The 13,570-nt window shown below is 69.5% G+C and carries 12 protein-coding genes, 1 tRNA gene and 1 pseudogene; 6 read left to right on the top strand and 8 right to left on the bottom strand.

All coding sequences use genetic code 11. The annotated features are described in order from the left end of the window. Positions 1 to 248: 248 nt before the first annotated feature. Positions 249 to 506 (bottom strand): cell division protein CrgA, encoded by a 258-nt coding sequence (crgA, locus tag ACIQCJ_RS00070; RefSeq protein ID WP_188281586.1) that lies wholly within the window; start codon positions 504 to 506, stop codon positions 249 to 251. 215 nt (positions 507 to 721) lie between these two features. Here crgA and ACIQCJ_RS00065 point away from each other — a divergent pair, with 215 nt between their 5' ends. The 5 genes from ACIQCJ_RS00065 to ACIQCJ_RS00045 all read left to right on the top strand — a co-directional run bounded on the left by ACIQCJ_RS00065 (position 722) and on the right by ACIQCJ_RS00045 (position 4,553). Then, on the top strand, positions 722 to 1,426 hold the full coding sequence (locus ACIQCJ_RS00065) for a DUF881 domain-containing protein (RefSeq protein ID WP_355336695.1): 705 nt from the start codon (positions 722 to 724) through the stop codon (positions 1,424 to 1,426). Between the two features lie 120 nt (positions 1,427 to 1,546). Continuing rightward, complete coding sequence (locus tag ACIQCJ_RS00060) at positions 1,547 to 1,747, top strand: hypothetical protein (protein WP_355336696.1); 201 nt, start codon at positions 1,547 to 1,549, stop codon at positions 1,745 to 1,747. Next, positions 1,744 to 2,421: an aminodeoxychorismate/anthranilate synthase component II gene (locus ACIQCJ_RS00055; protein WP_355336697.1), complete on the top strand. Its 678-nt coding sequence runs from the start codon at positions 1,744 to 1,746 to the stop codon at positions 2,419 to 2,421. Before ACIQCJ_RS00060 ends, ACIQCJ_RS00055 begins: the two co-directional genes overlap by 4 nt. Further along, entirely contained in the window at positions 2,418 to 3,815 is a 1,398-nt protein-coding gene (locus ACIQCJ_RS00050) for a class E sortase (protein ID WP_402710220.1), read from the top strand. The genes ACIQCJ_RS00055 and ACIQCJ_RS00050 overlap by 4 nt, the downstream gene beginning before the upstream one ends. Before the next feature lie 36 nt (positions 3,816 to 3,851). Further along, positions 3,852 to 4,553: a class E sortase gene (locus tag ACIQCJ_RS00045; RefSeq protein WP_391041969.1), complete on the top strand. Its 702-nt coding sequence runs from the start codon at positions 3,852 to 3,854 to the stop codon at positions 4,551 to 4,553. Between the two features lie 82 nt (positions 4,554 to 4,635). Here the strand turns inward: ACIQCJ_RS00045 and pknB are convergent, their stop codons facing one another. The 6 genes from pknB to ACIQCJ_RS00015 all read right to left on the bottom strand — a co-directional run bounded on the left by pknB (position 4,636) and on the right by ACIQCJ_RS00015 (position 12,877). Beyond that, a complete protein-coding gene (gene pknB / locus ACIQCJ_RS00040) occupies positions 4,636 to 6,627 on the bottom strand; it encodes a Stk1 family PASTA domain-containing Ser/Thr kinase (RefSeq protein WP_402710219.1) in 1,992 nt (663 codons plus the stop codon). 264 nt (positions 6,628 to 6,891) lie between these two features. Continuing rightward, positions 6,892 to 8,358 (bottom strand): penicillin-binding protein 2, encoded by a 1,467-nt coding sequence (locus ACIQCJ_RS00035; protein ID WP_355336701.1) that lies wholly within the window; start codon positions 8,356 to 8,358, stop codon positions 6,892 to 6,894. After that, positions 8,355 to 9,740, bottom strand: coding sequence for an FtsW/RodA/SpoVE family cell cycle protein (locus ACIQCJ_RS00030; protein WP_355336702.1), 1,386 nt, complete (start codon positions 9,738 to 9,740; stop codon positions 8,355 to 8,357). Before ACIQCJ_RS00030 ends, ACIQCJ_RS00035 begins: the two co-directional genes overlap by 4 nt. A gap of 79 nt (positions 9,741 to 9,819) precedes the next feature. Further along, positions 9,820 to 11,358, bottom strand: coding sequence for a Stp1/IreP family PP2C-type Ser/Thr phosphatase (locus tag ACIQCJ_RS00025; protein ID WP_355336776.1), 1,539 nt, complete (start codon positions 11,356 to 11,358; stop codon positions 9,820 to 9,822). Positions 11,359 to 11,415: 57 nt separating this feature from the next. Next, positions 11,416 to 11,943, bottom strand: a complete 528-nt coding sequence (locus tag ACIQCJ_RS00020; protein WP_355336703.1) for an FHA domain-containing protein — start codon at positions 11,941 to 11,943, stop codon at positions 11,416 to 11,418. 10 nt (positions 11,944 to 11,953) lie between these two features. Beyond that, a complete protein-coding gene (locus tag ACIQCJ_RS00015) occupies positions 11,954 to 12,877 on the bottom strand; it encodes a DUF3662 and FHA domain-containing protein (protein ID WP_355336704.1) in 924 nt (307 codons plus the stop codon). A 416-nt stretch (positions 12,878 to 13,293) separates the two neighbouring features. Here ACIQCJ_RS00015 and ACIQCJ_RS00010 point away from each other — a divergent pair. Beyond that, a tRNA-Leu gene (locus tag ACIQCJ_RS00010) sits at positions 13,294 to 13,377 on the top strand. An 88-nt stretch (positions 13,378 to 13,465) separates the two neighbouring features. Here the strand turns inward: ACIQCJ_RS00010 and ACIQCJ_RS00005 are convergent. Beyond that, a pseudogene (locus ACIQCJ_RS00005) lies at positions 13,466 to 13,570 on the bottom strand (IS481 family transposase); the annotation flags it as partial.

Genomic DNA, 13,570 nt, shown 5'->3' with positions numbered 1-13,570 from the left:
CGTTATCCACAGCGTGTAGGCGGGTCTTCGCAAGTTGTGCACAAGTCGTCGGAAGACCGTGTTTCACGCCCGCACAAGCCCAAGATCAGCGAAAGACCGGTGGCCGACGTCCTGGCCACCGGTCGTACCGGCGTCAACCTCGTAGAGGTTATCCACAGATCTTCCGACCTTTTCCCCACTGTGGATAACCGTGTGGACAAACGTCCGGCAGCACGCCGACGCGGCCCCCGGCACCCCGCTGGGGACGGCTACTTCCACTGGGTGGACACGACGAACCCACCCGCGATGAAGCCGAAACCGACCACGATGTTCCAGTTGCCGAACGCTTCGACGGGCAGACTGCCCTGCGTCACGTAGAACAGCACGATCCACGCCAGACCGACGATGAAGAACGCCAGCATGAGCGGCGCGACCCAGTTGCGGTTGGTGTTGAACTTTATGGCGGTGGCCGTCTTCGCCGGTGGCGGCGTGAAATCGGCCTTCTTGCGGATCCGTGACTTCGGCACGAGGGACGCTCCTGTCGATGCGCTGCGTAACCGCGCGGGTGTGCGGGGTAAGCCGGGCGGGTTCTGGGCCTGGTAAGGGTCACTACCGCTTCCGGGCGTCCGTTAGCGTAGTGCTTCCTCGGGTTATAAGGAGACAGGGTACGGTGACGGATTCAGACGGGGTATCCCCCACCCCCTCCTCCCGTCCTGCCCACCGCACCGTAGCGCTGCGGACCATGAGTGCGGGAGTCTTCGCGCTCGCCGGACTGATCTTCTGGACCAGCTTCAACACCGCCAAGGGCGTCGACATCCGCAGCGACGACCCGCTGCCGAAGCTGTCCGACACCGTACGTACCAAGAACACCCGTAATCAGCAGCTGGAGGACCAGCTCTCCGGGGTGCGCAAGGACGTGGACCGGCTGACCCGGCAGGGCGACGGCGTCAGCCCCGCCGAGCGGGCCAGGCTCGACGCCCTCGACAAGGCGGCGGGCACCGGCAAGCTGACCGGCCCCGCGATCGACGTGACGCTCAACGACGCCCCGCCGAACGCGACCGCGCTGGTCCCCGGCGTCCCCGACCCGCAGCCCAACGACCTGGTCATCCACCAGCAGGACCTCCAGGCCGTGGTCAACGCGCTGTGGCAGGGCGGCGCCCAGGGCATCCGCGTCATGGACCAGCGGCTGATCTCCACCAGCGCGGTGCGCTGCGTCGGCAACACCCTGATCCTCCAGGGCCGCGTCTACTCCCCGCCGTACCGCATCACCGCCGTCGGCGACCAGGCCAAACTGCGCAAGGCGCTCAACGACAGCCCGGCCATCCAGAACTACCTCCAGTACGTGAACGCGTACGGCCTCGGCTGGAAGGTCGGCGCGCAGAAGCGGACGACACTGCCCGGTTACTCGGGCTCGACCGACCTGCACTACGCGGAGCCGGCGTCGTGAGCGGTGGGCGTCCCCGGCCGAAGCATTGGCGAACGCATGCCGAAGCCTTTGTCCAGCCGGGCCCCCTATCACGCCGATCTCCCTTTACTCTGTTCCGGGGAAGAGGAAGGAAGGCAGCGCATGTACGGCTGGATCTGGCGGCATCTGCCGGGTAACGCGTGGGTGAGGGCTCTGATCTCGCTCGTGCTCGCCCTGGCCGTCGTCTACCTCCTCTTCCAGTACATCTTTCCGTGGGCGGAGCCGCTGCTGCCGTTCAACGAGGTCACCGTCGACAACGGGATGGCCGTCGTACGCGAGACGGGGACGGCCGCTGTCCGATGAGCGCACGCATTCTCGTGGTGGACAACTACGACTCCTTCGTCTTCAACCTGGTCCAGTACCTCTACCAACTCGGCGCCGAGTGCGAGGTGCGGCGCAACGACGAGGTCAAGCCCGCGCACGCGCAGGACGGTTTCGACGGCGTACTGCTCTCGCCCGGCCCCGGCACGCCGGAAGAGGCGGGCGTCTGCGTCGACATGGTGCGGCACTGCGCGGACACCGGGGTGCCGGTCTTCGGCGTGTGCCTCGGCCTCCAGTCGATGGCCGTCGCGTACGGCGGGGTCGTGGACCGCGCGCCGGAGCTGCTGCACGGCAAGACGTCGCCGGTGACGCACGACGGGACCGGCGTCTTCGCCGGGCTGCCGTCGCCCTTCACCGCGACCCGCTACCACTCGCTCGCCGTCGAACGCGACACCGTGCCCGAGGAGTTCCGGGTCACCGCGTGGACCGAGTCCGGCGTGATCATGGGGCTGCGGCACCGGGACGCGGCCGTCGAGGGCGTGCAGTTCCACCCGGAGTCGGTGCTCACCGAGTGGGGCCATCTGATGCTGGCCAACTGGCTCGCCGAGTGCGGTGATCCGGGGGCCGTCGGCCGCTCCGAGGGGCTGGCGCCCGTGGTCGGTACGGCGGGGGGCGCCGGAGGTTCGGGGAGTCCTGCGGGGAGGGCCGGGGCGTGACCACGCTCCGCCCGGAGCGCCCCTCGGACGGCCCGATGTCCTATGAGGACACCGGGCAGTTCAAAGCCGTTGTCGAGCAGCTCGACGACCCCCTGAACGACCCTCTCCCCGGAAGACCCCCCGCGGTTCCCGAGCCGTCCTACGACGAACCGGCGTACGAGAAGCCGGTGTTCGACGAGCCGGTCTTCCCGGAACCGGCGTACGAGAAGCCGGTGTTCGACGAGCCGGCGTACGAAGAGCCGGTGTTCGACGAGCCGGCCGCGCCCTGGTTCGTCCCCGAGGAGCCGCCGCAGGCGGCCCCGCCGCCTCCTGCGCCGCCCCCGGTCCGGCCCGTCACCGCGGACGAGGAGCTGGACCTCGGCACGGCGACGGTCGTGCAGCCCGTTGTACGGCCGGTCGAGCAGCCGGCCGTCGAACCGCCCGCGGACGACGTACTCGAATCCGTCTTCCCCACCACGGAGTCGGCCCCGGAACCGGCCCCCGAGCCCGCGGGTCCCGGGCCCGGTCCGGCGCCGGGTCCCGTGCTCGGCCCCGACGGCGAGGGCGGGCGGGCCGCGCGGCGGAAGGCGGCGCAGGCACAGCAGCGGGGCGGCGCCGGACACGGCGGCCACCGCGCCAGGGGCCGTACGCCCGGTGGCGCGGCCGGTGCGGCCCCCGCCGGAGCCGTCCCGCTCAGCCGGGTCGAGGCCCGCAGGGCCGCGAAGGCCGCCAAGGAGAGCCCGGCGGTCGTCGTCAGCCGTATCGTCGGTGAGCTGTTCATCACCACCGGCGTGCTGATGCTGCTGTTCGTCACGTACCAGCTGTGGTGGACCAACGTCCGCGCGCACCAGCAGGCCAGCGGCGCCGCGAACAACCTCCAGCACCAGTGGGACGCCACGAAGGACGACCCGAACCGGGTCCCCGGCACCTTCTCGCCCGGCCAGGGCTTCGCGATCATGTACATCCCCAAGCTGGACGTCAAGGCGCCCATCGCGCAGGGCGTCTCGAAGCACAATGTGCTGGACAAGGGCATGATCGGCCACTACGACGGCGTGTTGAACACCGCGATGCCGTGGGACAAGTCCGGCAACTTCGCGGTCGCCGCCCACCGCAACACCCACGGTGAACCGTTCCGCTACATCAACCACCTGGTGCCCGGCGACAAGGTCGTGGTCGAGACGGCGGACACCTACTACACGTACGAGATCACCAGTTCGCTGGCGTCCACCCCGCCGTCCAACATCAGCGTGATCAAGCCGGTGCCGACCGGCTCCGGCTTCACCGGGCCCGGCCGCTATCTGACGCTGACCACCTGCACCCCCGAATTCACCAGCACCAACCGGTTGATCGTCTGGGGAAAGCTGACCGAGGAACGGCCGCGCAGCAAGGGCAAGCCCGACGCGCTGGTGGAGTGATCCATGCTCCAAGCGGAACTTGAGGAACGGAACGGCGTGACCACGACCAAACGCGGCGGCCGGGGGCCCATCGCGGCCACCATCAGCGTCATCGGCGAACTCCTCATCACCGCGGGCCTGGTGCTCGCGCTGTTCGTCGCCTACTCGCTGTGGTGGACGAACGTCCTCGCCGACCGCCATGAGCACAAGGCGGCGGACAAGGTCCGGCAGGACTGGGCCCGGACGCCCGACGCGGGACCGGGGAGCCTCGACACCAAGGACGGCATCGGCTTCCTGCACGTCCCCGCCATGGGCAAGGACTACGAGGTGCTGGTCAAGAAGGGCACCTCGACCAAGGTCCTCAACGAGGGCGTCGCCGGTTACTACACCGACCCCGTCCCCGCCGCGCTGCCGACCGCCAAGACCGGCAACTTCACCCTCGCCGCCCACCGCGACGGCCACGGCGCCAAGTTCCACAACATCGACAAGATCCACGACGGCGACCCGGTCGTCTTCGAGTCGAAGGACACCTGGTACGTCTACAAGGTCTACAAGATCCTCGACCAGACCTCGAAGTACAACGTCGCCGTCACCGACCAGGTCCCCAAGGAGTCCGGCAAGACCACGCCGGGCCGCTACATCACCCTCACGACCTGCACCCCCGTCTACACCTCCCGCTACCGCTACATCGTCTGGGGCGAACTCGTCCGCACCGAGAAGGTCGACGCGGCCCGCACCCCGCCGGCCGAGCTGCGGTAGGCGCGTACGGCGACACACGTGAAAGGGGGGCGGCCCGCACACCAGGTGTGCGGGCCGCCCCCCTTCACGTACTGCCGGGGGGTCAGCCGCCCCCGCCGTTGCCGTTGCCGCCGACGGCGATCAGCTTGACCGGCTGGCCCTCGGAGAGCTGCGTGCCCGCTCCGGGGTCGACCGAGATGACCATGGCGTTGTCGCCGACCGGGTTGCCGCCAGGACCGACCGCGGACACCTGGAGGTTCAGGCCGAGCCCGTCGAGTTCGGCCTTTGCCTGACCCACGGTCTTGCCACCCAGATCCCCGGGCATCTGCTTCTGCGGGTCCTGCGTCTGCGGCGGGCCGGACGAGACTGTCAGGACGATCGAGGTGTCCAGGGCGATCGGGCCCGCGCCCGGGTCCGGGGTCTGGGCGGTGACGCTGCCCTTGGCGGTCGTGTCCGAGGGGACGTCCTGCGGCGCGCGGGTGATGTTGGTGAAGCCCTGCGCCTTGAGCTGGGCGACCGCGTTGTCGTACGGGACGCCCTTGACGTCGGTGGGCGCCTTCTTCTCGGGGGCCACCGCGACGGTCAGCGTGATCGTCGTGCCCTTGGGCTGCTTCGTACCGGCCTTCGGGGTCTGGTCGAGGACGGTGTCCGGGTCTTCCGTGGTGGTCGTCTTGTTCTTGCGGTCGACCTCGAAGCCCTTGGCGGTGAGCTGGCTCGCCGCCGAGTCGTACTTGTCGTTCTTGACGTCCGGGACCTCGATCGGCGCCTGGCCCTTGGACAGGACGACCGTGACCGTCTTGTCGTCCGGGATCGCGGCGTCGGCTGCCGGGGTCTGCTTGCAGACGAGGTTCTTGTCGATGCTGTCGCAGAACTCGGCCGGACCCTGGACGATCTTCAGATCGACGTTGGTGGCCTTGGCCTGCGCGTCGGTGAGGGACGCGCCGACCAGATTCGGCACGGTGCCGTTGTCCGCGGCGCCGCTGCCGCTGAACAGCGCCTTGCCCAGGAAGATCGCGCCGACCAGGACCAGGATGCCCGCGACGACCAGCAGCACCGTGGAGGTGTTGTTGCCGCCCTTCTTCTGCCGGCGGCGGTCCGGGCGGTCGTCGTAGCCGTAACCGCCGTCCTCCTCGCGCAGCGGCGGCAGCATGGACGTGTGCTGGTCGTTCTGCGACGGCATCGCCGTGGTGGCCTGGCTGTCCGGGTAGCCGTACCCGTAGCCGACCGAGCCCATCGCCGCCGTGGCGGCCACCGGCTGCCCGTCGAGGGCCGCCTCGATGTCGGCGCGCATCTCGTCGGCCGACTGGTAGCGGTAGTTCGGGTCCTTGGTCAGCGCCTTGAGCACGATCGCGTCCATCGCGGGCGTGACCTCGGGGTCGTACACCGACGGCGGCTGCGGCTCCTCGCGCACGTGCTGGTAGGCCACCGCGACCGGGGAGTCGCCGACGAAGGGCGGCCGCACGGTCAGCAGCTCGTAGAGCAGGCAGCCGGTCGAGTACAGGTCGGAGCGGGCGTCGACCTGCTCGCCCTTGGCCTGCTCGGGGGAGAGGTACTGCGCGGTGCCGATCACGGCCGCGGTCTGCGTCATGGTCATACCGGAGTCGCCCATGGCGCGGGCGATGCCGAAGTCCATGACCTTGACCTGGCCGGTCCTGGTGAGCATGACGTTGGCGGGCTTGATGTCGCGGTGCACGATGCCGGCCCGGTGGCTGTACTCCAGGGCCTGGAGGATGCCGACCGTCATCTCCATGGCGCGCTCGGGCAGCAGCTTGCGTCCGGAGTGCAGCAGCTCACGCAGGGTGGAGCCGTCCACGTACTCCATGACGATGTACGGGATCGAGACCCCGTCGACGTAGTCCTCGCCGGTGTCGTACACGGCGACGATCGACGGGTGGTTGAGCGAGGCGGCCGACTGGGCCTCTCGGCGGAACCGGGCCTGGAACGACGGGTCGCGGGCGAGGTCCACCCGCAGCGTCTTCACGGCGACAGTGCGGCCGAGCCGGGTGTCATGGGCGAGGTACACCTCGGCCATGCCACCACGGCCGAGCACTGAGCCCAGCTCGTACCGGCCGCCGAGGCGACGCGGCTCTTCCATAGCTCTGCCCTCTCCTCAAACCCGTTCTTGACCCAAAACCGGTAATGCCGTGCCCTGCGGATGCTCGGGCATACGCTACCGGGCGTTTCTGGTCCCTTCGCGCCCTGCCCGCCCGCCGATACCCGACCGGTACCTGTCCGGTACGTGCGCCGGTCCCGGGGGCGGTCTCCGGACCGTTTCCGGCACCGGGACCGGGCCTGACACCGGGTTCGACGCCGGGCCCGGGACCGTGCCGGGGGACCGGGCCTGCCGGGCGGCCGGCCCTCACTTGTTGAGGACGGCCTCCATGACCTTCTTGGCGATCGGCGCGGCCAGACCGCCACCGCTGACGTCGTCGTGGTTGGCCGCACCGTCCTCGACGACGACCGCGACGGCGACCGGCGACCCCTGGTCGGTCATCGCGTACGAGACGAACCAGGCGTACGGCGTGCCCTCGTTGTTGATGCCGTTCTGCGCGGTGCCGGTCTTGCCGCCGACCTTGACGCCGGAGATCTTGGCGTTGGTGCCGGTGCCGGAGTTGACCACCGTCTCCATCATCGTCTGGAGCTTCTGCGCGTTCTCCGGCGACAGCGGCTGCGACATCTCGCTCGGGTTGGTCTGCGAGATGGTGCTCAGATTCGGCGCCACCAGCTTGTCGACCATGTACGGCTTCATCAGCTTGCCGTTGTTGGCGATGGCCGAGGCGACCATCGCCATCTGGAGCGGAGTGGCCGCGGTGTCGAACTGGCCGATGGAGGAGAGCGCGACCTGGTCCTTGGTCATCTTGGTGTCGAAGTTGCTGGCGTTCGCGCGGACCGGGACGAACTGCTCCTTGTTGAAGCCGAACTTCTCCGCCTCGTCGACCATCGCCTGGAGGCCCACCTTGTCCGCGCCCAGGTGGCCGAAGACGGTGTTGCACGAAACCCGCAGGGCGTCGATCAGCGACGCTTCCTTGCAGGGGATGTTGCCCTCGTTCTTCAGCGGGGTCGTGGTGCCGGGAAGGATGTAGGGCAGCGGGGTGTCGGTCTTCGCGTTGATGTCGGTCACCGCGCCGTTCTCCAGCGCCGCGGCGGCCGTCACCAGCTTGAACGTCGAACCCGGCGGGTACGTCTGGCGCAGCGCGCGGTTCTGCGTCGGGTCGTCGGGGTCGTTCTTCTTGTCGAGCGCGACCCAGTTCTTCTCGTCGGTCTTGGAGTTGCCCGCGATGGTCGACGGGTCGTACGACGGGGTGCTCGCCATGGCCAGGATCGCGCCGGTGCCGGGGTCGAGCGCGACGACCGCGCCCTTCTTGTTCCCCAGGCCCTGGAACGCGGCCTTCTGCGCCTTGGCGTTCAGCGTCGTGACGACGTTGCCGCCCTGCTTCTCCTTGCCGGTCAGCAGGTCGATGGTGCGGTTGAAGAACAGCCGGTCGTCGTTGCCGGTGAGGAACTTGTCCTCGACGCCTTCGAGGAAGGTGGTGCCGAACGCCTGCGAGGCGTGGCCGGTGACCGGCGCCCACATCGGGCCGTCGACGTAGGTCCGCTTGAACTTGAAGTCGCTGCCCGTGGTCTCGGTGTGACCGGTGATCGCCTTGCCGCCGTCGACGATGATGTCGCCGCGCGGCTGGGCGTACTGGTTGATGGCGACCCGGCGGTTGTGCACGTCGTTGGAGAGCTGGTCGGCCTGGACGAACTGCACGTAGTTCACGCGCAGCAGAAGGGCGAGGACGAGCAGACCGCAGAAGACCGCGACCCGTCGGAGAGGCTTGTTCACTGGGTGCGCACCACCTGGGTCGGTTCGGCATCGGGGGAGGGGGCCGGGCTCGGGGCCGGACGGCGGGCGGTGTCGCTGATCCGCAGCAGGATCGCGACCAGCGCCCAGTTGGCGATCACCGAGGAGCCGCCCTGCGCCAGGAACGGCATGGTCATACCGGTCAGCGGGATGAGCCCGGTGACGCCGCCCGCGACCACGAAGACCTGGAGCGCGAAGGCGCCCGACAGGCCGATCGCCAGCAGCTTGCCGAACGGGTCGCGGGCCGCGAGGGCCGTCCGCACACCGCGCTCGATCAGCAGGGCGTACAGCAGCAGGACGGCCATCAGGCCCGCCAGGCCCAGCTCCTCGCCGACGGTGGCGAGGATGTAGTCGCTCTTCGGCGCGATGCCGCCGATCAGCCGGGAGTAGCCCTGGCCGAGTCCCGAGCCGAAGATGCCGCCGGAGCCGAACGCGTACATCGTCTGCGCGGTCTCGGTGACACCCCCGTTGGACGCCAGTTGCAGGGGGTGCAGCCAGTTGTGGACGCGCTCCTTGACGTGCGGCTCGATCGAGGAGACGACGACCGCGCCGCCCGCGCTGAGCAGCAGGCCGAAGACGATCCAGCTGGTCCGCTCGGTGGCGACGTACAGCATGATCACGAAGAGGCCGAAGAAGAGCAGCGAGGTGCCGAGGTCGGTCTCGAAGACCAGGATCAGCAGGCTGATGCCCCAGATCACCAGGATCGGGCCGAGGTCGCGGCCACGCGGCAGGTACAGGCCCATGAAGCGGCGGCTGGCCAGCGCCAGCGCGTCCCGCTTGACCATCAGGTATCCGGCGAAGAAGACGGTGATGACGATCTTCGCGAACTCACCGGGCTGGAGCGAGCCGATGCCCGGCAGCGTGATCCAGATCTTCGCGCCGTTCACCCCGGGGAAGAAGATCGGCGCGACCAGCAGGGCCAGCGCCACCATCATCGAGATGTACGTGTACCGCTGGAGGATGCGGTGGTCCTTGAGGAAGACCAGCACGCCGACGAAGAGCGCCACTCCGAGCGTGGACCACATGAGCTGGTTGGGCGCCATGGCCTTGCCCAGCGACGGCTCCTGGTCGAGCCGCCAGATCAGCACCAGGCCGAGGCCGTTGAGCAGCGTGGCGATCGGCAGCATCAGCGGGTCGGCGTACGGCGCGAATTTACGGACCAGCAGGTGCGCGATCCCCGCGAGCAGGCCGAGGCCGAGGCCGTAGCTGAGCAGCCCCGCCGGGACCGAGTCGTTCTTGGCGAGCCCGACGTTGGCGTAGGCGAAGACCGGGATGAGCACCGCGAAGACCAGCAGCGCCAGTTCGGTGTTGCGACGGTTGGGCGCGCCGATCGACGTGATGGTGGTGGTGTTGCTGGCGCTCATGACGAGCCGACTCCTCCTGCTGGTCCCGCCGCCGGCGCGCTCGCCGGTCCCCGCGGGGCTTCCGGTGCGCGACCAGCCGCTACTGCTGGCTCGTACCGCACTGCTGGGCCAGCTTCTTCTCGTCGGGCGTCAGCGGCGGCGTGGGGTCCGCCGTCGGGGTGGCGCTGCTCTTCTTCGCACCCGGCGTGCCGGTGGTGCCCGCTGCGGGCATCTTGTCCTCGGCGGCCTTCGCCGCCGCCTTGGCCTGGTCGGCGAGGGTCTTGGCCGTCGCGACCTTCTTGCAGACACCGGCCTGCGTCGCCAGCTCGTCGGCCTTGTCGTCGGCCTGGCCGAGGCTGCTGAGCGCGATGGTGTCCTGGACCTGCTTCTGCTGGTAGGCCGGTAGGTACTTGAGTTCGATGTCGGGGCGGTCCTTGTGGACCTTCGACAGCTTGATCCAGGCCAGCTTCTGGTCGATGCCCTGGTACACGGCGACGTGGTCGCCCTTGGCGCCGACGTAGTACTGCGTCTGCGTCCACGCGTAACCGCCGTACAGACCGCCGGCGATGACGGCGAGCACGATGACGGTGATCGCCGTGCGCTTGGGCCACTTACGGGTCTTGGCGGGCTTGGTCTGGCCGTCGTCGTCGTACGACCCGAAGGTGCCCAGCGGCGCGGCGCCGGCCGCGCCGGGTTCGCCGCTGCCGGGCGGGCCGAAGGAGCCCGCGGGGCCCTGCTGCTGCGGCGGGGGCGTACGGCCGAGCTCGGAGGCGCGCCCCGCCGGGGTCTGGAGGTGCCGCGGGTCGCTCAGCGGGAGCTGGGTCTCGGCGACCGCGCCGACGACCACCGGGGTGTCGTTGAGCTGCGCCGCCAGCGTGTCGCCGTCGTCGGTGTCCAGCACGTCCGCGACGATGCAGGTGATGTTGTCGGGTCCGCCGCCGCGCAGCGCGAGCTGGATCAGCTCCTGCACGGTCTCGTGCGGCGCCTGGTACCCGGCGAGGGTGTCCTCCAGCGTCTGGTGGCTGACGACGCCGGACAGGCCGTCGGAGCAGATCAGATACCGGTCGCCGACCCGCACCTCGCGGATCGACAGGTCGGGCTCGACGTGTTCGCCACTGCCCAGCGCGCGCATCAGCAGGGAGCGCTGCGGGTGGGTGGTGGCCTCCTCCTCGGTGATCCGGCCCTCGTCGACAAGCCGCTGCACCCAGGTGTGGTCCTGGGTGATCTGGGTGAGGACGCCGTCCCGGAGGAGATACGCGCGGGAGTCGCCGACGTGCACCAGGCCGAGCCGCTGGCCCGTCCACAGCAGCGCGGTCAGCGTGGTGCCCATGCCTTCGAGCTGCGGGTCCTCCTGGACCATGTGCAGCAGTTGGTCATTGGCCCGCTGCACGGCGGTGCCGAGCGAGGTGAGGATGTCGGAGCCGGGGATGTCGTCGTCGAGCGTGACGATGGTGGAGATCACCTCGGACGAGGCGACCTCGCCGGCGGCCTGTCCGCCCATGCCGTCGGCAATCGCGAGCAGACGCGGACCGGCGTAGCCGGAGTCCTCGTTCCCCTCGCGGATCATGCCCTTGTGCGAACCGGCGGCGAAACGCAGGCTCAAAGACATGCGCACCTCCCCCGTCGGCTCCGGGTACATCCGCACGCTGCCCACCCTCTCGCTCGCGCGTCGTGGCTCCGCTCGCCCATAGTGCGACTACTTCCGCAGCTCGATGACGGTCTTGCCGATGCGGATCGGCGCACCCAGCGGGACAGGGGTCGGCGTGGTCAGCCGGTTCCGGTCCAGATAGGTGCCGTTCGTGGATCCGAGGTCCTCGACGATCCACTGGCCGTCGCGGTCCGGGTAGATCCTGGCATGCCGACTGGACGCGTAGTCGTCGTCGAGCACAATCGTCGAGTCATGTGCCCGGCCGAGGGTGATCGTCTGGCCCTGCAACGCGACCGTCGTCCCCGCGAGCGAGCCCTCGGCGACCACCAGTTTGGTGGGGGCGCCGCGGCGCTGGCGGTTGTTCTGCGGCTGCTGCCGCGGCTGGGCCTGCGCGGCGGCGGCCTGCTGCTGGCGCTGCTGCGGAGGACGCGACTGGCCGTCCCCGCGGCGCGCCGCTCGCTGGGTCACCCGGGTACCGAAGAGGTCGCTGCGGATGACCTGCACCGCGACGATCACGAACAGCCACAGAACGGCGAGGAAACCCAACCGCATGACCGTCAGGGTCAGCTCTGACATTGCCCCCGCTTCACCCTTCGGCTTGCCTGTACACGATGGTGGTGCTCCCCACGACAATGCGGGAGCCGTCGCGGAGCGTAGCGCGCGTGGTGTGCTGTCCGTCCACCACAATGCCGTTTGTCGACCCGAGGTCCTGGACCACGGACGGCGTTCCGACCCGGATCTCGCAGTGTTTGCGCGATACGCCCGGGTCGTCCACCCGCACGTCGGCCTCCGTGGAACGGCCGAGAACGAGCGTCGAGCGGGAGATCTGGTGGCGGTTGCCGTTGATCTCGATCCAGCGGCGGGTGGCCGCGCCGGGGGCCCCCGCGGGAGCGCCGGTGCCGGGCAGCCGCGTGACGGGCGCCACACCGTGACGGGCGCCACCGCCGCCGGGGGGCGGGGCCGCGGGCATCGGCGGCGGACCCGAGGGCCGCTGCGGTCCGCCGGGCTGCGCGTACGTCGGACGCTGCGGCGCCTGCGGCTGGTGCTGCGGGCTCTGCTGGTACGAGGGGGCGGCCGGGGCCTGGTGGGCGGCCTGGTGGGCGGCTTGGGGCGCGCCGCCCTGGTGCTGCGACTCGCTGGAGGCCAGCGTGCGGCTGCGCACCCGGTAGAGCCCGGTGTCCAGGTCGTCGGCCCGCTCCAGGTGCACCTTGATGGTGCCCATGAACGTGTAGCGCTGCTGCTTGGCGTAGTCGCGGACCATCCCGGCCAGCTCGTCGCCGAGCTGCACCGCGTACGGGCTCAGCCGCTCGAAGTCGCCGGAGCTGAGCTCCACGATGAAGTCGTTGGGCACGACGGTGCGGTCACGGTTCCAGATCGTGGCGTTGTTGTCGCACTCGCGCTGGAGCGCGCCCGCGATCTCGACGGGCTGCACCTCGCTCTTGAACACTTTGGCGAAGGTGCCGTTCACCAGGCCCTCCAGGCGCTGCTCAAAGCGCTTCAGTACTCCCACGGGGCACCTCCCTCCTCGCGACCTTCCGGCCCAACGATTTCCGATACTGCTTACTGATCGTATCCACGCGCGGGAAAAACCTGTGGTTCCCCGAATCCCCTGGACCGGGCAGTGTCAACCCTCACACCGCCCGCGCCTCCTCCGCCGTCCCCCACTGGGATGGTAGATGCGCGTTCTGTCCATGGTGCCCGGTTCGCCGTCGTTCACCGCCGCCCTGTCCCCTCCCAGTGTCCCGCACCGCCCCCGGGTCCCTCTCCCACCTGCCCCCGCCCGGCTCCCGGCACTCCCCGGGCCGCCCGAACGCATGTGATTCCACCCCGGACCTCGTGCTAATCTTCTGCATGTCGGGAGGCCCTCCCACACCACTCGGACCCACCGGTCCGGACCGTGTGTGAGAATCAAACGGCAACACCCATGCGCGGGTGGCGGAATAGGCAGACGCGCTGGATTCAGGTTCCAGTGCCCGAAAGGGCGTGGGGGTTCAACTCCCCCCTCGCGCACAAAGAGGTACCGACGACGCGGGCCTCCGGAAGTGACGAAAGTCGCGACCGGGGGTCCGTTTCTCGTTGCGTGATCGTTTGGCTGGATCTAGGTGTATTGACCTGGAGGGTTGTTGACGCGGGTGATGGGTGGCTGGCCGCCGAGTGCGGTGTGGGTGCGGTGGTGGTTGTAGGTGTGGAGGAAGTCTGCCAG

This window comes from Streptomyces sp. NPDC093221, from assembly GCF_044753885.1.
Lineage (GTDB): Bacteria > Actinomycetota > Actinomycetes > Streptomycetales > Streptomycetaceae > Actinacidiphila.
This window is presented reverse-complemented; position numbering and strand designations above follow the sequence as displayed.